We start from the raw sequence: 21,069 nt of genomic DNA on the forward strand, positions 1-21,069 counted from the left end.
CGCTACGAACGAAATAGTCGTGTGTATTGTGTTTCGTGCAATGAACTCGCTAATGCCATCGAAGGCGAAAAGCTGCCTATCATCCAATCTTCTATCGTGCGGGCCTTTTCGATCACCTCAGGAAAGGTGTTGGTGATATTAATCAATGCCAACTGACCATCGGTTTGACCTAAAGGCACTAACTTGACCCCTGCGGTAACGATGTTTTCAAGCCAACTCCATAAATAACCCTGCTTGAGGCTCTCTAAATCAATACCCCAATGCTGAGCCGCCATACACATGCCCAACAATTGGTTTGGATGACTATCAACAGAATCCACCAGCGAAATATCGATATCCAAGCGCTTCAACAAGGTGTTCAATGCATGCCCACGCTGCTTTTCTTCCGCTCGCAATTCACTGGTTTCACGGCTTGAGTATAAGTAGTTACACCAATGCTCAATCTCATCGATTTCACCCTTTTCTAGCGCGTGATAAAGACGCTCTAAGATAGGTAATTCCAAAGTTGCGACACTGGAACTGACGATGGTATTAAGCCACTGTTCCATGCTGTTGCGATCGGTCACCCACCCCGCTTCAACCGCTAACTCTAAGCCTTGCGAATAAGTGAACCCACCAATCGGCAACGATGGACTGATCAATTGAAACAGACGATAGACGGCTACATTTTCTGTTGTGGTCATAATCGTGCCCTCAGTCTTCCAGAATCAAATAAGTTCGAGAGCCTACGCGCCTAACAGCAATAGTGCGCTTGCTGAAGCCACGCCGACTGACAACCATTTAGAGTAAACCGCGCGACCAACAAAAGTACCGATAACCATCAGAGCCAAAGCACTGATACTCATGCCTGTTGCGAACTGAGTCAGGTTGCTCGCGGCTTCAACGCCGTGTGCGTAACCATGGAAAAACAACATAGCAATCGAAGCAACTAATACGCTGTTTACACGCTTGGTTGATGGTGAGAATACATGCCATAAACATAAGCTGACGACAAACAGAGAAGCGATAATGGCAGGCTCAACAATCACAGAGAAACCTAGGGCTTGGCCTGCGATAAGCCCTACCACTAAAGACACCAATCCACCGCCAATCAGAGCTGCTTTTGTCTTGGTGGAAAATGACAGTGCGCCAATTAATAAACCGAAAGCGATCAGCATGATCAGATGATCCATGCCAGTCACAGGGTGAGTTAAGCCAGACATAAACGAGTGAGACTCATGAACTGAATGCGCCCCATGTCCTGGGTGAGCGAAAGCCATCGTTGATGTTGTTAGAGAAGCTATTGTGAAAGTGCATAAGCCTGCAGCTGTTTTAAAGTTCATCGCGAGTTCCTTGCGTTTATAGTTATTAATATTTGTTGTTATATAAATCGTTTAGTGAGTCATCAATGACTCGATTAATGATGGTGATGATGTCCACCAGAGCGACCGCCATAAGCACCGCCTTCTGGTTCAAACGGTTGTTTCTCAGTGGTCACTTTCGCGCCTAAGCCTTCAACCATTTCATCTAAAACATGGTCGTGTTGATAACGAACCCAACCCGCTTCCACTTGCAGCGGAACATGACGGTTACCAAGGTGATACGCCACTCGCGTTAACAGGAGCAAGTCTTCACAGTAAACAGTCGAAACGGTTTCTGGTGCCGCTTTCACTTCTACGACTAAACCGCATTTACTTGAGAGTTGTTCGCCACCACGCAAGATATGACCTCGTGGTAGAAACAGTCCGGCATTGCGCCCGTCATCGAGCATCACCTTAAGACGGCTCTTAATGCGGCTATCGATCGGCAGGCTTAAGTAGCCGTCCGGTGCATTTTGTATTTGAGTATTCAGTTGAGTCAGTTCAATCATGCTATTACCTCAATCTCCTTGTGAGATTTATAACGTTTAAATTAGGAGCCTTCAGCCTAAAAGCCCTTAGCTAAGAGCTAGAACAAGAGCCTTCAGCTCAGCGCTAAAATAAAAGCCTTCAGCCGAGCTCTTAAAATAGAAAATACCGTTGTGCCATTGGTAGTTCTTCAGCAGGCTCACAAGTTAGCAATTCACCATCGGCGCGTACTTGATACGTCTGAGAGTCGACCTCAATTTTTGGCATCCAATCGTTGAGCTTCATGTCGGCTTTGCTGATATTTCGGCAGTTGCTCACAACACCAATCAAGCTCTGCAAACCCAATTGCTTATCAATGTTCTGCGCCTTGGCTTCCTTAGAAACAAACAACATTGATGTGTTTTGACATGCCTTGCCGTAGCTACCAAACATTGAACGGTAATGGACTGGCTGAGGTGTTGGGATTGAAGCATTTGGGTCACCCATCGGCGCCATGGCGATCATGCCGCCTTTCAAAATCACACTAGGTTTCACACCAAAGAAAGCGGGCTTCCACAACACTAAGTCTGCTAATTTCCCTGCTTCGATAGAACCGATTTCATGAGACATACCATGAGTGATCGCTGGGTTGATGGTGTATTTAGCGACATAGCGTCTTAGGCGGAAGTTATCGCTGTAGTCGGAATCTTCTTTTAGGCTGCCGCGCTGAACTTTCATCTTGTGCGCAGTTTGCCAAGTTCGAGTGATCACCTCGCCTACACGTCCCATTGCTTGTGAGTCCGAAGCGATCATCGAAAAGGCACCTAAGTCATGAAGAATGTCTTCTGCGGCAATGGTTTCACGGCGGATACGTGACTCTGCGAACGCGACATCTTCAGCAATCGATGGTGACAAGTGATGACAGACCATCAACATGTCTAAGTGCTCATCGACGGTATTGATGGTGTAAGGGCGTGTTGGATTGGTTGAGGAAGGCAAAACGTTCGGCTCACCTGCAGCACGAATAATATCGGGAGCATGACCACCGCCCGCACCTTCGGTGTGATAGGTATGAATCACGCGGTCGCCGATTGCGCCAAGTGTCGATTCAACAAAACCAGATTCATTCAGAGTGTCGGTATGAATCGCAACTTGTACGTCCATCTCGTCAGCCACACTCAAACAGGTATCGATTGAAGCGGGAGTGGTTCCCCAGTCTTCGTGTAACTTCAAACCCACCGCGCCTGCCGCTACTTGCTCACGTAGTGCTTCTGGCTGACTGGCATTGCCTTTGCCTAACAAACCAAAGTTCATCGGGAATTGATCGAGTGACTCTAGCATGCGGTGCATGTTCCAAGGCCCCGGTGTGCATGTGGTCGCGTTAGTACCTGTGTTTGGTCCAGTGCCACCGCCGATCATGGTTGTCACACCTGACGCCAGTGCTTCTTCAATCTGTTGTGGGCAAATAAAATGAATGTGTGAATCAATACCACCAGCAGTCAAGATTGAACCTTCGCCTGCTAAAATTTCCGTGCCCGGGCCAATCACAATATCAACGCCCGGTTGAACATCTGGGTTGCCCGCTTTGCCCAATGCCTGAACTCGACCATCTTTGACTGCGACATCGGCTTTTACGATGCCCCAGTAATCCAACACAATCGCGTTAGTGATCACCAAATCTGGAGTTTCGGCACTTGGACGTTGGCTTTGCCCTTGTCCATCACGGATAACTTTGCCGCCGCCGAATTTCACTTCGTCGCCGTATACTGTGTAATCTTTTTCAACTTCTAGCCATAAATCAGTGTCAGCAAGACGCACTCGGTCACCGACTGTTGGCCCAAACATTTCGGCATAAGCCTGTCTGGATATCGTCGCCATGTTCAATCCTTTGTTATTTTCATTATTCCGTGGGAGCGCTTAGAGCTTGCCCATCACCTTTCCTTGGAAGCCATAGATCTCTAACTTACCGGCGTAACGCACTAACTCGACGCTACGCGACTGACCCGGCTCAAAGCGGGTTGCAGTACCCGCAGGAATATTGAGTCGAAAGCCTTTAGTGACCTCTCGGTTAAAGATCAGCGAAGGGTTTGCTTCATAGAAGTGGTAATGAGAGCCAATTTGGACAGGACGATCGCCAATGTTTTGCACCTTAACGGACGTTGTGTCTCGGCCTTCATTGAGAGTGATGTCACCCGGTGAGGTTTCTACTTTTCCGGGAACGAATCCTGAGTATTGTTTTGTGGAACCAGCCATATTACTTCTCCCTACACGATAGGTTCATGAACGGTCACCAGCTTGGTGCCATCAGGAAAAGTGGCTTCGACTTGTACATCAGGGATCATGGAAGGGATCCCCTCCATAACGTCATCGACAGTAAGAAGTGTGCGTCCAAAATCCATCAATTCCGAAACGGTTTTCCCCTCACGGGCACCTTCAAGAATGGCACTGCTGATCAGAGCAATAGATTCTGGGTAGTTGAGTTTTAAGCCTTTCTGTTTACGCTGCTGTGCCAGCATTCCTGCGCAGAAGATAAGTAGCTTATCTTTTTCTCTTGGTGTTAATTCCATTTAGCTGCCCGCTGTTAGTGTTGTTTTCTTATTGCTCAAAAACGCATGAGCAGTAAGTGGGATTCAATCACAGCAAGCTTGAAAAAATGTACCTAGGGTCGGAAGTCACCCTAGGTACAAAAAGGGCTAATCGCTAAGTCGCCCAAATCCTTGGTAAATCAGGAGTCGTACCACATAAATGAGAGCGAGTTGCTTGCCAAATCTGACCAAAGGCTTGGAGGATATCTTCACTCCAATTACCCAAGGCTCGCACCACAATCAATCCTTCTATCTGAGTAGCACCCAATATTAATGTGGGTTCACTCGACGTTTTTGATGTAACTGATTGCTGTGAAGCTTGCTGTGTAATAGATATGAGCAAGCTCTGTACCAACTCTAGATCTTGCTTCTCATTTGAGGTGATATAAAAGGTTCCCATCATTGAATAATCAAGTAACCCCATATTTATCATTAACTTATCGCCACCATGAAAATTAAAGCCTTCAGTCAGAAGCCTTTGATTATCAAGATAGATTTCTGTTTTCCCAACGAGATGACCATGCTCGAATCCCTCATTCTGTGCAGGGCGTCCAAAACAGTGCATCTCCCAACCCCAAAACTGTGCACCCTTTTCTAGGCGAATTTCAGTATCTAAACGAACGTGTGCATTGGGGAAAAAGATGTTCTCTTGCGGCATCCATTCCAAGCGTGCATCTTTCTTCACTCGTAGGGTCTGCTTCTGCTTGGCGTACTTGTTGTTTGAGCGATAAAACTTGGTCGCACCGGGTGTGGTAATCAACGCGTGAGCACCGTGCTCAAGATTCACGTTAATATTGAGAGTGTCACCACCTACCACTCCGCCGGGGGGATGGAGTAAGTAGGTGTGACACGTTTCCCCATCAGGATACAGGGGGCGTTGCACCGCAAGCGGACCAGACTGCTGACGATTCTTTAATACGGTTTTATCACCTCGATCGACAAAGGTGAGGTTTAAACTCGCTTGCCAACCATCACGAATATCTTGTTCGATGGTCTCATTCAAAGATAAAGCTTCTACTAAAGAAGCCTTGCTTACTTCATTCGGAGAAAAGAGAGAATTCATACGGTTAGGTACTCCTTTATCAAGGACTCATCGAGCCCTGTCATTTCACCTTCTGCCACTTGGCGTCCACGGTCGATAATGCAAAAACGGTCACCGACCTTTCTTGCAAACGGCAGCTTCTGTTCAACCAACAGAACCGTGAGCCCCATTTTCTCGTTGAGCATGCGAATGATGTCGCCAATCTCTTGCACAATATTGGGTTGAATACCCTCCGTCGGCTCATCCAAGATCAATAGCTTTGGATTAACCACCAGCGCACGCCCAATCGCTAGCTGTTGCTGCTGGCCACCCGATAAATCACCACCGCGACGATGTAGCATCTCTTTTAACACTGGGAAAATATCGAAGATGAATTCAGGGATCTTGCGGTCACCCTTTTTACGAATCGGTAAACCGACCTCTAGATTTTCTTGAACAGTGAGCATTGGGAAGATCTGGCGACCTTGCGGTACATAGCCGATCCCTTGGCGTGGACGGTCCTCGGCATCGGTTTTCAAAAGTGACTCACCCGATAAGGAGATGTCACCGCTTTCAACCTTCACCAACCCCATAATGCATTGCAGTAAGGTGGTTTTACCGACACCATTTCGCCCCATTAGCACCGTGCATTTACCTTCTGGGATCTGCATATCCAAATCCCACAGCGTGTGGCTCTCACCGTAATATTGATTAACTGATTTAACCTCTAGCATCCTATTCTCCGAGATAAACTTGTTTAACTTCAGGGTGAGCCTGCACTTGATCCATAGTGCCTTCAGCCAACACATGACCTTGATGAAGCACGGTGACATGGCTGGCGATAGAACGAACGAAATCCATATCGTGTTCAACGACCACAACCGAGTGCTTACCTGCCAGTGAGTTAAGTAACTCAGAGGTGCGATCCATTTCTTGGTGAGTCATACCTGCCACGGGTTCATCCACCAGCAATAGCCTAGGGTTTTGCATCAATAACATGCCTATCTCTAACCACTGTTTCTGACCGTGAGACAGGTTACCTGCCAAATTCGCCGCTTCGTCTTTAAGGTGAATAAGCTCTAGTACCGAGGTGAGTTTGTCTTTCTGCTCGCCAGACATCACGGCAGTGAAAGTTGCCCACACCGAGCGATCACCTGCCATGGCTAATTCAAGGTTCTGCCACACAGTTAAACATTCAATCACGGTCGGCTTTTGGAACTTACGCCCAACGCCTGCGTTAGCAATTTCAGCTTCGTTCATCTTGAGTAGATTGATGTTCGAACCTAACCACACTTCGCCAGTATCTGGCTTAGTTTTCCCGGTAATGATGTCCATCATGGTTGTTTTACCTGCACCATTAGGGCCGATGATGCAGCGCAGTTCGCCCTCTTTGATGTAAAGGTTGAGGTCGTTAATCGCTTGGAAGCCATCGAAGTTCTTATTCACCCCTTCTACATACAGCAGCACGTTATGACGGGTATCGATGGCGGGATGAATATCGGGCTTGAGGTAATCAAAGACTTCGTCTCGACGAGTGAACGCCTGAACCGATTCCTTTACGCTATTAAATGTGGTCATGCGATCACCTCCTTGGCCTTGTGCTGATCATCCTTATCTTTATCTTGGTTTTTCCCATTTGATGCCTTGCGCAGCTGCTGCCACTTTTCACTGACAAAGCCAATCACACCTTGTGGGAAGTACATGGTTGAGAGTACGAATAGTCCACCCAGAGCAAACAGCCACACCTCCGGGAACTCAACCGTAAACCAACTCTTGGCGTAGTTGATGATCAATGCACCGACAATGGCACCAAACAGAGTGGCACGACCGCCTAAGGCTACCCAAACCACAATCTCAATCGAGTTAAGAGGAGCAAATTCTCCCGGATTGATAATACCCACTTGAGGGACATATAAAGCACCAGCAATACCCGCGATAACCGCAGACAGAACGAAGACCCACAGCTTGATACCATCGACGTCGTAACCCATGAATCGAGTGCGAGATTCAGTATCACGAATCGCTAAAGCCACTCGCCCTAATCGACTGGTCACCACCATGCGACACGCGATGTAGCTGAGGATTAGCGCAATACCAGTCGCAACAAACAGACCTATCTTGACTGCATCACTTTGCAAGCTCAGACCGATGATGTCTTTAAAGTCCGTCAATCCATTGTTACCACCAAAGCCCATTTCGTTGCGGAAAAACGCCAGCATCAATGCGTAAGTTAACGCTTGAGTCATGATAGAAAGATACACCCCTGACACTCGAGAACGGAAAGCCAGATAACCGAACAAATAAGCCAATGCGCCCGGTACCAACACCACCATTAGGCAGGCGAACCAGAACTGATCAAAGCCCTGCCAGAACCATGGCAACGCCGACCAATCAAGAAACACCATGAAGTCAGGTAGGATTGGGTCACCATATACCCCACGGTCACCAATCTGGCGCATTAAGTACATGCCCATCGCATAGCCACCAAGCGCAAAGAAAGCGCCATGGCCTAGACTCAAGATTCCGAGGTAGCCCCACACAAGATCGAGCGCCAACGCCAACATTGCGTAACTCAGGTATTTGCCCATTAATGAGATTGTAAAAGTCTCAACATGAAGCGGGTGTCCACTTGGCAACATGGTGTTAGCCAGCGGAATAAGAATGACGGCCGCAAGAATGGCAAGGATGGTCAGTTGACCACCTTTGTCACCACGCATCGCCGAAAGTACAAATGATTTAGACTGCATGATGTTGTCCTTAACCTTCAGCCGCACGGCCACGTTGCGGGAATAGTCCGCGTGGACGTTTTTGAATAAACAGAATGATGAAAACCAGTACTAGGATCTTGGCGAGAACCGCACCAGCCCATGGTTCTAAAATCTTATTAAATAAGCCAAGGCTGAGCCCTGCGACTAGTGTGCCCCATAAGTTGCCAACCCCGCCAAACACCACCACCATGAAAGAATCAATGATGTACGCCTGCCCCATATTTGGGCCAACGTTAGTCAGTTGAGAAAGCGCTACACCCGCAACACCTGCGACGCCAGAGCCTAAACCGAAGGTCATCGCATCAACACGTTCCGATCGAATCCCCATCGCACGAGCCATACCACGGTTTTGAGAAACGGCACGAACCTGAAGGCCTAACGGTGTCTTTTTCAGAACCATCAATAACCCCATAAACACCAAGCCACAGAACAAGATGATGTAAAGACGGTTATAAGTCAGCGATAGCATAGGATTCAATTGAAGCGCACCAGACATCCATTCAGGTGTACTCACTGATCGGTTCAGCGGAGAGAAAATAGAGCGAACGGCTTGCTGCAAGATTAAGCTGATACCAAAGGTGGCGAGCAAGGTCTCTAATGGACGCCCATAAAGGTGACGAATCACGCTTCGCTCAATCGCAATACCCACTAAGCCCGAAACGATGAATGCTGCAGGAATAGAAAGTATTAGCGCTAAACCAATATGATTCGGCATCAGAAGTTGCAATACATAGGTGGTGTAAGCGCCAATCATGATCAGCTCACCATGAGCCATGTTGATAACGCCCATCACACCAAAGGTGATCGCTAAGCCAATACCCGCTAGTACCAATACCGAACCTAAACTCAAGCCAAAGAATACGGTTTCAACACCTGAGTACAGAGCTTGGCTTTGTTGATAATCGTCCATCGCACGCTCTGTTGCAGCCAAAATGCTTGGTTCTTGCTCACCGTTAAGTAGTTGGTTCAGTGTTTTTAGAACGACTGAATGCTTAAAGTCGCCCACTCGTTCAATCGATGTTACTCGAGCTTCAGTTGTTGCACTGTTATCAAGCGAGGTAAAAATAGCTAATGACAAATCCATTAGTTCAGCGACTTTACCATCGGTCTCATTTTCTCTAAGTTCGGATAAACGATCGATGATAGTGGCATCCTTAGTTCCCAGTAGATCGAGAACCGCTTGATAACGCACATCTGGGTTACTGCTATTTAATCCAATAGAGGCAATTTCACCCCGTAAGATCCCGCGAAGTTTGTTGTTTACGCGCACCTTTTTAAACAGCTTAGCATTGTCGATATTGAGAGTTGATTCATCCCATACAGACTGAGCTGAAGTGGCTGTTTTGGTGTTTTGAATGAGATAGAGCTGTTTATAATGTTCGTTTTTTTTATCATTGAAGTAATAGAGATTGCCGTTTAACCATCCATATAAAATAGCCTTCGACACGTCTTCCGTTTGTGTCTCAATGATCCAATCGATGGCTAGCTCTTTATCCGATGTTTTTTTACCAACTAGCGCCTTGGTAAAGCTAGCTTCATCCGTTATTCCAGCAAAAGCCAACTGAGCACTGACTGCCATGAGCAACAGCGCTTTAAATACGTTTAATACGTTTTTCATCCCTGCTTCCTTAACCAACCAAGTTAGATATTGTTATTTTTACTTGGAGGATGTGTGGATAGTGGTTGTTACCTGAAACGATGAGCCTTCCGTTCGCTTCGCCCGTTAAACAGACGCGTTCTTCCCAAACCGGAAGGCTCAATATTCCTGAATTGACGATCTAGTTACCGCCAGAACACTTCTTCGTTTCAACGTTGAACGCACCACATGAGAATGGCTTAGACCAACTAGAGAATAGTTTTGCTGATTCAGGTAAGTAGTTAGACCAAGCATCACCTGCAACAAGGCCTGTGGTTTCCCAAACGATATCGAATTGACCATCGTCTTGGATTTCACCGATCAGGACTGGTTTAGTAATGTGGTGGTTTGGCAGCATGGTAGAGTAGCCGCCAGAAAGGTTAGGTACAGACACGCCAATCAAGGCATCTTGCACAGATTCAGGATCGGTTGTGCCCGCATTAGTCACAGCTTGAGCCCACATATTGAAACCAATATAGTGTGCTTCCATCGGGTCATTCGTTACACGTTTGTCACTCTTAATGAATGACTGCCATGTTTCAACGAACTCTTCATTGACTTCGGTATCGACGCTCATGAAATAGTTCCATGCCGCTAAGTGACCCACTAGAGGTTCAGTATCCATGCCCGATAGCTCTTCTTCGCCAACCGAGAATGCAATCACTGGAATGTCTTCAGATGAAACACCTTGAGCACCAAGCTCTTTATAGAAAGGTACGTTTGCATCGCCATTCACAGTAGATACAACGGCGGTTTTCTTACCAGCTTCACCAAACTTCTTGATATCTGAAACAATAGATTGCCAATCAGAATGACCAAACGGTGTGTAGTTGATCATGATGTCTTCTTCTGCGACACCTTTACTTTTTAGGTAGGCCTCTAAGATCTTATTGGTGGTACGTGGATAAACGTAATCGGTACCTGCAAGCACCCAACGTTCCACTTCAAGTTCATCCATTAAGTAATCAACGGCAGGAATCGCTTGTTGGTTTGGCGCAGCACCGGTGTAGAAAACGTTTTTAGAGGACTCTTCGCCTTCATACTGTACTGGGTAGAAAAGGATGCTGTTTAGCTCTTCAAAAACTGGCAGCATGGATTTACGTGATACCGATGTCCAACCACCAAATACCACATCCACTTTTTCTTTCTCGATAAGCTCACGTGCTTTCTCAGCAAACAACGGCCAGTTTGACGCAGGGTCAACAACTACAGGCTCAAGCTTCTTACCAAGTAAGCCACCTTTTTTGTTTTGCTCGTCGATGAGCATAAGAACGGTATCTTTTAGCGTTGTTTCACTGATCGCCATAGTGCCTGACAATGAATGTAGAACGCCGACTTTAATGGTATCGTCAGCCGCAAGCACTGTTGCAGAAGAAAATGAAAGTGTTGTACACAGTGCAGCTAGCGATAAATTGAACACCTTGTTCATGATTGTTACTCCATAATTGTATTTTTGTTATTCAATTACAGAGTTACAAGAAGAGTGCCAAACTTAAAACATAACCAACAAAGTTTTAAGCCTTTGTATTTAATAGTACTTTAACTAAGTTAACACCAATGCAGTGCATAGCGACAAGGTTACTATGTTTCATGCTGGTGCAGTGACGATAAGATTGAACCAAGATGACACACGCATATTCGCTAAATACAAAAAAGGCCCAATATTTTCATACTAGACCTACAAAAAACACCTCAGATTATCGTCTTGCCATTGAGAGGTAAGACTATTCGGCTTGTTGAAACTCGAATTTCACTCTCGACTTAGATTTAAGCTCGTTACAATCACCATTGCAGAAATAGCTCGCAGCCCCACAAGCTTGAAGCTTCTCTAATTGGCTGCTGCACTCAGGACAAAAGCCCACTTTTGTAAAGTGATCTTGGCAGCTTTCACAGTGGTATTTACCATCCCAGCTAAGTTCTGACTGGCATTTAGGGCAGATATTTTCACTCATAGGAAATCCTAACTTTTTACTTTCAGTACTAATAAGCAATCTACTCTTTCTTCGCCTTGGCTTGCTTGATTTGATACATGCTTTTGTCAGCTGACGCAATCAACTGATCGAGCCCTTTAGGCGACTTTTCACAAGCAATCCCAACACTGACTGAAAACTGAACGCCATTAATATAGAGAGCTTTATCCAACGCTTTTTCTAAGCTGTGATAAAAGTCTGACACTTTTTGTTCGGTATCAAAGCAAGAAAACACTACAAACTCGTCACCGCCGTAACGACCTACCTTGGCACATGCCGTAGTCGCTTCATCGAGAACTTTTGCAACGGCTAACAGAACATCATCGCCAAAGCTATGGCCATACGTATCGTTGATTGACTTGAATTTATCAACATCAACAAACAGGCAGGCCATCACTTTGTCCGCAAAACATCGTTTAACTAAAACCTTCTTAGCTTCACTTAACAATGCTCGGCGGTTCAAGCAATGCGTCAGCGAATCATGACTGGCAAAAAAGTTGAGTTGATTCTCTAGCTCGTATTTCTCTAGCGCTACTGAATACAAAGAAGCAAGCAGCTCCAAGATCTCGAGTTCAAATTCATGAGGTTCTGAAATGCATCGGCTGTAAATCGCAAATGTACCTAGCACGTGGCCATGCGAAGAGATGATGGGCACCGACCAACAAGCGTGTAAGTTGGCTTGATTGGTCAAGGTTAAGAAAGGCGCCCAATTTGAGTGAGTATTAATATCAGAGACCATAACAGCTTTCTTAAGCGCAGCTGCCTCGCCACAAGAGCCTATCCCCGCACCAATTCCTACCCCTTCAATCTGTTGATTGTAAAAATCAGGCAGGTTTGGGGCATATTCAAGGTGTAACGTTTTAGACTCTGAGTTGAGCAGTAGAATTGAAGCCATGCGCTGCCCAAAAAGCTGCTCGGTAAGCTGAATAATCTTGTGATTTAAATCTTTGCGATCCATCCCAAGCGCAAGCTTCCGCAGCAAACTATTGACGGCTCGATGACCTTCTAATAAAAATTGTTGTTCCATTCACTAAGGCTTTCAATTATGTAATCGGGTACAGCTTGTTCTTATGCAAGCTTGTTATTGGTTAATAATAACACACTAAATTAGTACGACACACAATCGAAGATCATAGGTTGATCTTTCGCTTTATCTATTTTGATCAGCGATCTACCCCAAAAAGAATATTTATATCACCACACACCGAAAGCATAAGTTACATATGCTGCATTTCAATTTCAAATAGTCATTTATATCAAAAGTGACATGTAAAAATAAAATAAACAGCACAAGCCATTTCGATCTGTAGTCTAAATCATCGAATTACATACGTCAGCATTTCAATGTTTTGGCCATCTAGCTGGGTCAGCTTAACGGACAGCGCACCAAGTTCTGAGGTGTTCTCAATGTGAGTACCACCACACGGAATAGACACTAAAGTGTCGGCATCCAACTGCCACTCCCAGTAACGAGAGTCTGTTAACGCCTCGCCTTCTAGTCTCATCGCAACTGGCGTCGGCTCTGCAAGCCAGCCCGCAAGCATTTGGTTGATATCAGCTTCGATGTCATCAAGATTTGCTAGCATGTCTGCAACGTTCAAACCGCGCTTCTTCAGGGTTTTGCCTAAGCGATACTTATCGGTACACAGCTCTGGAGTCACAAAGCTCGTCACTTGTGCATAACTATTGAAGTCGTAACTGCCAAGCGGATCTTTTCTGTCCGCATCTTTACGCCAGTAGCTCTCAGCCAATACTTTATTCAAGGCTAGGAAAGCGATGTGGCCAGCACTGTGACCACGGCTCAAACTGGCTTGGTACTCTTTATCAACCGACAACACGACTTCGTCGTTAACCTTAATCATAGAAGCAGATGTAGGTAGCTGGTGGACAACAACAAACGCCCACCCTTCCGTATCACGCTTAACAGGGATATCTGCTGCGATATGAAGCTTGCCAGTAGATTGTTCTATAGCACCAACAAGGCAGTCTTCAACTGGATATAGCACGTCACCAACACTCACAAAGCCTTGGTCTGCAGGGTGATCTGGCCAAATGTGACTCACTGGGTGGAAGGGTGTCACGTCGGTGATCAGGTAAGTTTTGCTGTCATCGCTTTCAACGTACTGCGCTTTAGCATTGAGCTGCCAAGCCTGATGACAAAATTGAGTGATGGTTGGTGTGATTGCTGACACAGGTGTAGTCAAATCGCTAGTAGTCATATCGTTCTTCTTCTGGAATCTAGTCTGATTCGTTGAGCCATGATGATAAAAACGTATTGTTATGGCTTAACGTGAATTTTGCTTAAAAAAATACCCGAGACAGGCTCGGGTATCAAATCTATTGGAAAGGTTTACTTACGACCTTTAACCATGCTCATCATACGTTTACGTTTACGTTCTTGAGAAATTGTCAGCTTGTTAGTCTTAGCTTCAAATGGGTTCTCGCTGTTCTGGAATTGAATGCGAATAGGTGTACCCATGATTTCTAGTGAACGACGGTAGTAGTTCATCAAGAATCGTTTGTATGAATCTGGCAAGTTACGAACTTGGTTGCCGTGGATAACGATAATCGGTGGGTTGTAGCCACCAGCGTGCGCGTATTTCAGTTTCACACGACGGCCACGAACCATAGGCGGTTGGTGATCATCAGTCGCCATCTTCATGATACGAGTTAGCACAGAAGTACCAACACGAGTAGTCGCTGATTTGTAAGCTTCTTGTACAGACTCAAACAAGTGACCAACACCTGTACCGTGAAGTGCAGAGATAAAGTGAATACGTGCGAAATCAACGAAGCCTAAGCGACGGTCTAGCTCTTTCTTAACGCGTTCTTTAACGTCGTTATCTAGGCCATCCCACTTGTTTACGGCAATAACAATTGAACGACCAGCGTTCAACGCAAAGCCTAGCAAGCTTAGATCTTGATCAGAGATGTTTTCGCGAGCATCGATAAGCAGCAATACAACGTTAGCATCTTCAATCGCTTTCAGTGTTTTAACCACTGAGAACTTCTCTACCGTTTCGTTGATGTTTTTACGACGACGAACACCCGCAGTATCGATTAGAACGTATTCACGCTCGTCACGCTGCATTGGGATGTAGATAGAGTCACGAGTCGTACCTGGCATATCGTAAACAACCACACGCTCTTCACCAAGAATACGGTTCGTTAGCGTTGATTTACCTACGTTAGGACGGCCAATGATCGCTAGTTTGATCGGTTGATCTTGAAGACGCTTGAATTCTGCTTCAGCTTCTTCTTCTGTAAATTCAACCTGCTCTTCTTCTTCGTCTTCAAACTCAGTTAAGTCGCTTACTTCGCCATTCTCAGCTTTTAGCGCTTCTGCGAATGGGTTAAGAGCAAGGTCAATAAGTGCAGTAACACCACGACCATGCGCCGCAGCGATTTGGTACATGTCTTCTACACCTAGTTGCCAGAAGTCAGCACTTGCAGCATCAGGGTCGATACCATCAACCTTGTTTACTACTAGCATTGAAGGCTTTTCTAGTTGACGTAGGTGCTTAGCAATCGCCACGTCTGAAGGTGTTAGACCCGCACGGCCATCTACCATAAATAGAACGACATCAGCTTCATCAATCGCCGCTAGCGACTGTTCAGCCATTTTAGTTTCAACACCTTCTTCAGTACCGTCGATACCGCCAGTGTCAATAACAATAAAGTCATGCTCGCTAAAATGAGCATGACCGTATTTACGGTCACGCGTTAAGCCAGGGAAATCCGCAACCAATGCATCACGAGTTCGAGTCAATCGGTTAAATAACGTAGATTTACCTACGTTCGGACGCCCTACTAGAGCAACAACAGGTACCATAACAACCTCTACAATTTCTTCTCTAAATGTAGTTATAGGTAAGCACTTGTTCGCAAGTTTAAACTCTTACCTATAACCACACGGTTTATTAATTTTTAACAACAAAACGGCTCCTGGCTGTTACCAACCAGGAGCCGACTGTGAATTATATCACGCTTTTATTGGCTAATCGTTAGTTTCTTTACATCGCCATTGCGAGTCGTCACTAAGTAGCCTTCAGGCAGTTCAATTGGTGCAACCGCAAAGCCGCTATCATCGACAAGCTGTTGAGCAACAAACTCACCCGATGAACGATCCAACCAGTGCAGATAACCTTCAGTATCACCCACGACTACATAACCATTAATAATAGCAGGTGCTGTCAGTAAGCGGTTTTCTAACAATGGAGTGCTCCACAGTTCAGTACCACTACGCGCATCAACCGCAACCACATGGTCTTTGTCGGTAACAACGAACAAACGGCTACCATCACTTGCTAAATCAATCGCTGATGAGTAGTTACGTTTCCAAATTGGCTTACCAGAACGAAGGTCGATAGCAATCAGCTGACCATTGATACCTACGGTATACAGGGTGCCACCAAGAACAATTGGAGATGCATCAACATCAACCAAACGATCAATTTCCGTTGCACCTTTTGGTGTGCCTACTGGCTGTTGCCAAATAAGCTGACCACGGTCAACGATAGCCGCAGCTAGACGACCATTTGCTGTACCCCAGAATACACCACCAGAAACCGCAACAGGCGAGCTATCGCCACGAAGTGTTAGGCTTGGTACTTCCGTACTGATGGTCCATTTTTGTTCGCCGCTTGCTTGATCTAACGCGATCAACATACCGCGACTGGTATGAACAATGACCATGTTGCTATCAGTTGCTGGGGATGCAAGCACCTCGCCATTTACTGATACACGCCACAGCTCTTCACCGGTCGATTCTTCCAGTGCGATCACTTCGCCATTTTCAGAACCAACAAAAACTTTACCGTAAGCCGCCGTTAAGCCACCCGATAAACGAGCCAATACGTCTTTCTCAAGATCGACTTTCCACAGCGCTTTACCTGTATCAGGATCAAGCGCTTTAACCATACCTTCACGGCTTGCAACAAACACTTTGTCGTAAGCCAATTCTGGCGTTAGTTTTGAAAAGTAGTGACCAACACCATCACCAACCGACGTAGACCATTCCTGACTAGGAGTGAACTCGCTGTTTACCGTTGGGACTGGAGCCATGATTACGGTGTCTTCTTCACCCGCACAGCCAGCTAGTAGGCCAAGAGCAATCGCACACAACGCCGCCTTTGGAAACATCTTCTTCATTCAAAGCGCCTTATTTAGCTAGGTCGTCAAGTTTGATTTGAAGCGTTTGGCTAGCGTCAACAGCTTGCTGTGCTTCTGTGTAAGCACTGTATGCTGCGTCTGTGTCGCCTTTACGAAGTGAGATATCACCACGCAGTTCAGCAACACGGCCTTTCCAAGATTCGTCTGTCATAGCAGCAAGATCAGTCAGTGCTGCGTCAAATTCACCTTGCTCAGCTTTAATACGTGCAACACGGTAAGTAAGTAGTGGCGCAAGTGCCGCGTCCTTAGTTGCCGATTTTGCCCACTCGAGCTGTTCAAGTGCCGCCGCTAGATCGCCTGCTTGTACTTGTACTTTTGCTAGTTGCATAGCAGCAAGTACTGAGTACTCAGCATCTTTGTTTGCGTCGATGAAAGCTTGAATATCAGATTGAGCATCAACACCCTTAACATCAAGAGCTGAAATTACAGAGGTGTAGCTTTCTGAAGCTGCTTCACGCGCTTCAACTACTGAATCTTGGTAATAGCGCCAGCCAAATAGACCACCTAAACCAATAACCGCACCAAAGATTACGGCTTTACCGTTCTCTTTCCACCAATCTTTAATGGCTTCAACTTGTTGCTCTTCGCTATCGTAAAGTTCCACTTCCTGTCCTCTTTAATTCTTTAAACGCCAGCATAGTGCTGACGTTAGTATTCATTATGAGCGTTTGCTCAATGGCTAATTAGATTAGCGCAGCAACTTTCTCTGCAACTTCCGTTTGAGACACGGTTTCTTGCTCGCCGCCAACCAGATCTTTTAGCACAACTGTATTGTCAGCAACTTCGTTCTCACCAAGTACCAGCGCCACAACAGCACCTACTTTGTCAGCACGTTTGAATTGCTTCTTGAAGTTACCACCACCGAAGTGGTTCATTACACGCACGCCTTCAACGGTGTCGCGTAATTGATTCGCTAACTGCATGCCCGCGATCATAGTACCTTCGCCAGCAGCAACTACGTATACATCAACGCTACGACGAACTTCTGTTAGCTCTAGCGTTTCCATCATCAGAACCAGACGCTCTAGACCCATTGCGAAGCCAACTGCATTGGTTGCTTTGCCGCCTAGTTGCTCAACAAGACCATCGTAACGACCGCCGCCACATACTGTACCTTGAGCACCAAGGCTGTCTGTGATCCACTCAAATACAGTGCGGTTGTAGTAATCTAGGCCACGTACTAGACGCTCATTAACTTGGTATTCGATACCAACAGCGTCAAGAAGTTCACACAAACCAGCAAAATGTTGCTTCGATTCTTCACCTAGATATTCAGATAGTCGAGGTGCGTCACCTAAGATAGCTTGAACATCAGGGTTCTTAGTATCAAGTACACGTAGAGGGTTAGTGTGCATGCGACGTTTGCAGTCTTCGTCAAGCACATCAATGTGTTGCTCAAGGAAAGCCACTAACGCAGTGCGGTAGCTAACGCGATCTTCTTGAGAACCGATTGAGTTCAGCTCTAGGCGAACGTGCTTGTCGATGCCTAGCTCACGCCATAGACGTGCTGTCATCATGATAAGTTCTGCGTCAACGTCTGGACCGTCTAGGCCAAACACTTCAACACCACATTGGTGGAATTGACGGTAACGACCTTTTTGAGGACGCTCGTGACGGAACATAGGGCCCATGTACCATAGGCGCTGTTCATCACGGTTGATAAGGCTGTTTTGAATACATGAACGAACACAACCTGCTGTGCCTTCTGGACGCAGCGTTAGGCTATCGCCATTGCGGTCGTCAAAGGTGTACATCTCTTTAGAAACAACGTCTGTCTCTTCACCAACTGCACGGCTAAATAGGTTTGTTTCTTCAACGATAGGCATACGTACTTCGTTGTAACCGTATGCACTCACCACGTTTTTAACTGCGCTTTCTACTTTCTGCCACAGTGGTGATTGAGTTGGAAGGCAGTCGTTCATGCCTCGAATTGCTTGAATATTTTTAGCCACAGTATTTATTCCGTAATTTCTCACGACCAGGTGTTAGTGCGAATAGACAATCACACCCCATCGCGTTGTATTAATCTTCTAAGTTTTCTACATCAATGCGATTTGCTTTATCAAGCACTGACGCTTTTGCACGAATCTTAGCTTCAAGTTTGTCGACAAGGTCATCGTTGTCGAAGCGCTCTTTCTGACGCTTACCATCTTCGTAGAAGGCACTCTTACGTGCACTACCAGCTAAACCTAAGTGAGACACTTCAGCTTCACCAGGGCCGTTAACCACACAACCGATGATAGATACGTCCATTGGAGTGATCACGTCTTCTAGGCGCTCTTCAAGGGCATTAACGGTGTTAATAACATCGAACTCTTGACGAGAACAGCTCGGACACGCAATGAAGTTGATGCCACGCGAACGAATGCGCAAAGATTTAAGAATATCAAAGCCAACTTTGATCTCTTCAACCGGATCAGCCGCTAGCGATATACGCAGCGTATCGCCGATACCTTCAGAAAGAAGCATACCTAAACCTACCGCTGACTTCACAGAGCCTGCACGCGCACCACCCGCTTCGGTAATACCAAGGTGGAGAGGTTGATCAATCTGCTTAGCCAGCAAACGGTAAGAACCGACAGCAAGGAATACATCAGAAGCCTTCACGCTGACTTTGAATTGATCAAAGTTCAGACGGTCTAGGATATCTACATGACGCATTGCTGATTCAACAAGCGCTTCTGCTGTAGGTTCTGTGTATTTCTCTTGGATCTCTTTCTCAAGAGAACCGCCGTTAACACCAATACGAATCGGAATATTCATATCACGTGCACAATCAACAACTGAGCGGATACGGCTTTCGTTACCGATGTTACCTGGGTTGATACGCAGACAGTCAACGCCGTATTCCGCCACTTTAAGTGCGATACGGTAGTCGAAGTGAATATCAGCAACCAAAGGAACAGAGACCTGCTGCTTGATTTGCTTAAAGGCTTCAGCTGCATCCATAGTCGGTACAGATACGCGAACGATATCAGCGCCAACTTTTTCCAGAGCTCTAATTTGAGCAACGGTCGCGGCTACATCTGTTGTTCTTGTGTTGGTCATGGATTGCACAGCAATTGGTGCACCATCACCGATCGGCACATCACCCACATAAATACGGGTTGATTTGCGACGAATAATAGGAGATTCGTGTTGCATATTAACTCTAAGGTAAGGTTATTCTAGCTACTTTGCCTGAAGTATACCCAGAAAGGTCGACAGGTTCACTTGCAAATGTCATCGATACGCCTTCAGGCGCACCCAGAATCACTTTATATGGTGCAGTTCCAGAAAGATTTAATGTCTGGCCTGCTTTTTTAATGCCAGTAGATAATGTTTTGCCCGAAGCATCTTTCACTTGGATCCAACAATCAGCAGAGAACTGCATGACTAGCTCGTTAGCCACAGCTTCAGGAGCCGTGCTTGCTTCAACCGCTTCTGCATTAGCAGTAACTTCAGCAGTTGGTTCAGTCTCTGTTGCTTGCTGTGCAGGAGTTTCGTCAGCTGGAGTAACAGCACCTGAAGTATCTTCCGCATCGCTTATTGCAGCAAGGCCTTCAGTACCTTCAACAACAGAAGCACCCGCTTCGTTTTGTTCAGCTTCAATCACTTCTAAAGAGGTGAATTCAGGGGCAAGTGATTCTTCTACCGCTAGCTCTTCTGAGCTTTCAGTATTCGCTAAAGATTGAGATAGGGTGTCTTGTTGTTGGTTCTGCCACCACCAAAGTGAGGAGATCCCCGCAATGACCGCAAAAATACTCCAAGTCAGGATCATAATACGGCTGTTGTGCTTCTCGGTTTTGGTCTTACGAGAAAAGCTCAACATTTCTTGCTCTTGATGCTGAGCATCACCGGCATGATGCAGCGCACTCAATACGACTTTTTCGTCAAGATTGACGTATTTCGCGTATGAACGAATATAGCCACGCATAAACGTCGCCACTTGATCTGACTCGAATTGGTTTTCTTCAATTTGTTGGATCAGCGTAACGCGAAGTTTCAAGCGATCAGAAATCTGCTTTTGCGTTAAACCAAGAGATTCTCGTTTGTTCTTAAGCAGCGTTCCCGCTTCCAAAGCTGGAGCTACGGTTTCTTGCGTTTGTGTATCTTGTTCTGTGTTCATAGAG

21 protein-coding genes are annotated in these 21,069 nt (G+C 46.1%); all 21 read right to left on the reverse strand.

Features of this window, described 5'->3' with window-relative positions:
• Nucleotides 1–2 precede the first annotated feature (2 nt).
• A complete protein-coding gene (locus A6D97_RS14020) occupies nucleotides 3–683 on the reverse strand; it encodes an urease accessory UreF family protein (protein ID WP_065584651.1) in 681 nt (226 codons plus the stop codon).
• Between the two features lie 42 nt (nucleotides 684–725).
• Complete coding sequence (locus A6D97_RS14025) at nucleotides 726–1,322, reverse strand: HupE/UreJ family protein (RefSeq protein WP_017079882.1); 597 nt, start codon at nucleotides 1,320–1,322, stop codon at nucleotides 726–728.
• A 74-nt stretch (nucleotides 1,323–1,396) separates the two neighbouring features.
• Entirely contained in the window at nucleotides 1,397–1,849 is a 453-nt protein-coding gene (gene ureE / locus A6D97_RS14030; RefSeq protein WP_017062501.1) for an urease accessory protein UreE, read from the reverse strand.
• 130 nt (nucleotides 1,850–1,979) lie between these two features.
• Nucleotides 1,980–3,683: an urease subunit alpha gene (gene ureC / locus A6D97_RS14035; protein ID WP_017084416.1), complete on the reverse strand. Its 1,704-nt coding sequence runs from the start codon at nucleotides 3,681–3,683 to the stop codon at nucleotides 1,980–1,982.
• Between the two features lie 39 nt (nucleotides 3,684–3,722).
• Entirely contained in the window at nucleotides 3,723–4,058 is a 336-nt protein-coding gene (locus A6D97_RS14040; protein ID WP_065584652.1) for an urease subunit beta, read from the reverse strand.
• Between the two features lie 11 nt (nucleotides 4,059–4,069).
• Complete coding sequence (gene ureA / locus A6D97_RS14045; protein WP_004735119.1) at nucleotides 4,070–4,372, reverse strand: urease subunit gamma; 303 nt, start codon at nucleotides 4,370–4,372, stop codon at nucleotides 4,070–4,072.
• Nucleotides 4,373–4,505: 133 nt separating this feature from the next.
• Nucleotides 4,506–5,453, reverse strand: coding sequence for an urease accessory protein UreD (locus A6D97_RS14050; protein WP_017062504.1), 948 nt, complete (start codon nucleotides 5,451–5,453; stop codon nucleotides 4,506–4,508).
• Nucleotides 5,450–6,145, reverse strand: a complete 696-nt coding sequence (gene urtE / locus A6D97_RS14055) for an urea ABC transporter ATP-binding subunit UrtE (RefSeq protein WP_017062505.1) — start codon at nucleotides 6,143–6,145, stop codon at nucleotides 5,450–5,452. Before urtE ends, A6D97_RS14050 begins: the two co-directional genes overlap by 4 nt.
• A 1-nt stretch (nucleotide 6,146) precedes the next feature.
• Nucleotides 6,147–6,989, reverse strand: coding sequence for an urea ABC transporter ATP-binding protein UrtD (gene urtD, locus A6D97_RS14060; RefSeq protein WP_065584653.1), 843 nt, complete (start codon nucleotides 6,987–6,989; stop codon nucleotides 6,147–6,149).
• Nucleotides 6,986–8,158, reverse strand: coding sequence for an urea ABC transporter permease subunit UrtC (gene urtC / locus A6D97_RS14065; protein WP_050052935.1), 1,173 nt, complete (start codon nucleotides 8,156–8,158; stop codon nucleotides 6,986–6,988). The genes urtD and urtC overlap by 4 nt, the downstream gene beginning before the upstream one ends.
• A gap of 10 nt (nucleotides 8,159–8,168) precedes the next feature.
• Nucleotides 8,169–9,797 carry an urea ABC transporter permease subunit UrtB gene (gene urtB / locus A6D97_RS14070; protein ID WP_065584654.1) on the reverse strand — a complete coding sequence of 543 codons (1,629 nt, stop codon included), beginning with the start codon at nucleotides 9,795–9,797 and terminating at the stop codon, nucleotides 8,169–8,171.
• Nucleotides 9,798–9,957: 160 nt separating this feature from the next.
• Nucleotides 9,958–11,244, reverse strand: a complete 1,287-nt coding sequence (urtA, locus tag A6D97_RS14075; protein WP_065584655.1) for an urea ABC transporter substrate-binding protein — start codon at nucleotides 11,242–11,244, stop codon at nucleotides 9,958–9,960.
• A gap of 295 nt (nucleotides 11,245–11,539) precedes the next feature.
• The gene (locus A6D97_RS14080) at nucleotides 11,540–11,767 is read right to left on the reverse strand and encodes a zinc ribbon domain-containing protein (protein WP_010440564.1); all 228 of its coding nucleotides are present in this window, start codon (nucleotides 11,765–11,767) and stop codon (nucleotides 11,540–11,542) included.
• Between the two features lie 40 nt (nucleotides 11,768–11,807).
• Nucleotides 11,808–12,812, reverse strand: a complete 1,005-nt coding sequence (locus A6D97_RS14085; protein ID WP_065584656.1) for a sensor domain-containing diguanylate cyclase — start codon at nucleotides 12,810–12,812, stop codon at nucleotides 11,808–11,810.
• A 289-nt stretch (nucleotides 12,813–13,101) separates the two neighbouring features.
• The gene (locus tag A6D97_RS14090; RefSeq protein WP_065584657.1) at nucleotides 13,102–14,004 is read right to left on the reverse strand and encodes a metal-dependent hydrolase; all 903 of its coding nucleotides are present in this window, start codon (nucleotides 14,002–14,004) and stop codon (nucleotides 13,102–13,104) included.
• Between the two features lie 131 nt (nucleotides 14,005–14,135).
• Entirely contained in the window at nucleotides 14,136–15,617 is a 1,482-nt protein-coding gene (der, locus tag A6D97_RS14095) for a ribosome biogenesis GTPase Der (RefSeq protein WP_017062511.1), read from the reverse strand.
• Between the two features lie 158 nt (nucleotides 15,618–15,775).
• Entirely contained in the window at nucleotides 15,776–16,936 is a 1,161-nt protein-coding gene (bamB, locus tag A6D97_RS14100; RefSeq protein ID WP_017062512.1) for an outer membrane protein assembly factor BamB, read from the reverse strand.
• A gap of 10 nt (nucleotides 16,937–16,946) precedes the next feature.
• Nucleotides 16,947–17,561 (reverse strand): YfgM family protein, encoded by a 615-nt coding sequence (locus tag A6D97_RS14105; protein WP_017062513.1) that lies wholly within the window; start codon nucleotides 17,559–17,561, stop codon nucleotides 16,947–16,949.
• A gap of 79 nt (nucleotides 17,562–17,640) precedes the next feature.
• On the reverse strand, nucleotides 17,641–18,909 hold the full coding sequence (gene hisS, locus A6D97_RS14110; protein ID WP_017062514.1) for a histidine--tRNA ligase: 1,269 nt from the start codon (nucleotides 18,907–18,909) through the stop codon (nucleotides 17,641–17,643).
• A gap of 70 nt (nucleotides 18,910–18,979) precedes the next feature.
• Complete coding sequence (ispG, locus tag A6D97_RS14115) at nucleotides 18,980–20,101, reverse strand: flavodoxin-dependent (E)-4-hydroxy-3-methylbut-2-enyl-diphosphate synthase (protein ID WP_017065612.1); 1,122 nt, start codon at nucleotides 20,099–20,101, stop codon at nucleotides 18,980–18,982.
• A gap of 7 nt (nucleotides 20,102–20,108) precedes the next feature.
• Nucleotides 20,109–21,065, reverse strand: a complete 957-nt coding sequence (rodZ, locus tag A6D97_RS14120) for a cytoskeleton protein RodZ (protein ID WP_065584658.1) — start codon at nucleotides 21,063–21,065, stop codon at nucleotides 20,109–20,111.
• Nucleotides 21,066–21,069: the final 4 nt, after the last annotated feature.

Origin of the sequence: Vibrio sp. ZF57, from assembly GCF_001691235.1 — a bacterium.
Lineage (GTDB): Bacteria > Pseudomonadota > Gammaproteobacteria > Enterobacterales > Vibrionaceae > Vibrio > Vibrio crassostreae_C.

What these genes read in the sequence shown, in the direction of transcription:
- bamB (WP_017062512.1), bottom strand. Translation starts at nt 16,936, where the DNA reads ATGAAGAAGATGTTTCCAAAGGCGGCGTTGTGTGCGATTGCTCTTGGC.
- der (WP_017062511.1), bottom strand. Translation starts at nt 15,617, where the DNA reads ATGGTACCTGTTGTTGCTCTAGTAGGGCGTCCGAACGTAGGTAAATCT.
- ureA (WP_004735119.1), bottom strand. Translation starts at nt 4,372, where the DNA reads ATGGAATTAACACCAAGAGAAAAAGATAAGCTACTTATCTTCTGCGCA.
- A6D97_RS14040 (WP_065584652.1), bottom strand. Translation starts at nt 4,058, where the DNA reads ATGGCTGGTTCCACAAAACAATACTCAGGATTCGTTCCCGGAAAAGTA.
- urtB (WP_065584654.1), bottom strand. Translation starts at nt 9,797, where the DNA reads ATGAAAAACGTATTAAACGTATTTAAAGCGCTGTTGCTCATGGCAGTC.
- urtC (WP_050052935.1), bottom strand. Translation starts at nt 8,158, where the DNA reads ATGCAGTCTAAATCATTTGTACTTTCGGCGATGCGTGGTGACAAAGGT.
- rodZ (WP_065584658.1), bottom strand. Translation starts at nt 21,065, where the DNA reads ATGAACACAGAACAAGATACACAAACGCAAGAAACCGTAGCTCCAGCT.
- A6D97_RS14025 (WP_017079882.1), bottom strand. Translation starts at nt 1,322, where the DNA reads ATGAACTTTAAAACAGCTGCAGGCTTATGCACTTTCACAATAGCTTCT.
- A6D97_RS14090 (WP_065584657.1), bottom strand. Translation starts at nt 14,004, where the DNA reads ATGACTACTAGCGATTTGACTACACCTGTGTCAGCAATCACACCAACC.
- A6D97_RS14085 (WP_065584656.1), bottom strand. Translation starts at nt 12,812, where the DNA reads ATGGAACAACAATTTTTATTAGAAGGTCATCGAGCCGTCAATAGTTTG.
- A6D97_RS14080 (WP_010440564.1), bottom strand. Translation starts at nt 11,767, where the DNA reads ATGAGTGAAAATATCTGCCCTAAATGCCAGTCAGAACTTAGCTGGGAT.
- ispG (WP_017065612.1), bottom strand. Translation starts at nt 20,101, where the DNA reads ATGCAACACGAATCTCCTATTATTCGTCGCAAATCAACCCGTATTTAT.
- urtE (WP_017062505.1), bottom strand. Translation starts at nt 6,145, where the DNA reads ATGCTAGAGGTTAAATCAGTTAATCAATATTACGGTGAGAGCCACACG.
- ureE (WP_017062501.1), bottom strand. Translation starts at nt 1,849, where the DNA reads ATGATTGAACTGACTCAACTGAATACTCAAATACAAAATGCACCGGAC.
- A6D97_RS14020 (WP_065584651.1), bottom strand. Translation starts at nt 683, where the DNA reads ATGACCACAACAGAAAATGTAGCCGTCTATCGTCTGTTTCAATTGATC.
- urtD (WP_065584653.1), bottom strand. Translation starts at nt 6,989, where the DNA reads ATGACCACATTTAATAGCGTAAAGGAATCGGTTCAGGCGTTCACTCGT.
- urtA (WP_065584655.1), bottom strand. Translation starts at nt 11,244, where the DNA reads ATGAACAAGGTGTTCAATTTATCGCTAGCTGCACTGTGTACAACACTT.
- ureC (WP_017084416.1), bottom strand. Translation starts at nt 3,683, where the DNA reads ATGGCGACGATATCCAGACAGGCTTATGCCGAAATGTTTGGGCCAACA.
- A6D97_RS14050 (WP_017062504.1), bottom strand. Translation starts at nt 5,453, where the DNA reads ATGAATTCTCTCTTTTCTCCGAATGAAGTAAGCAAGGCTTCTTTAGTA.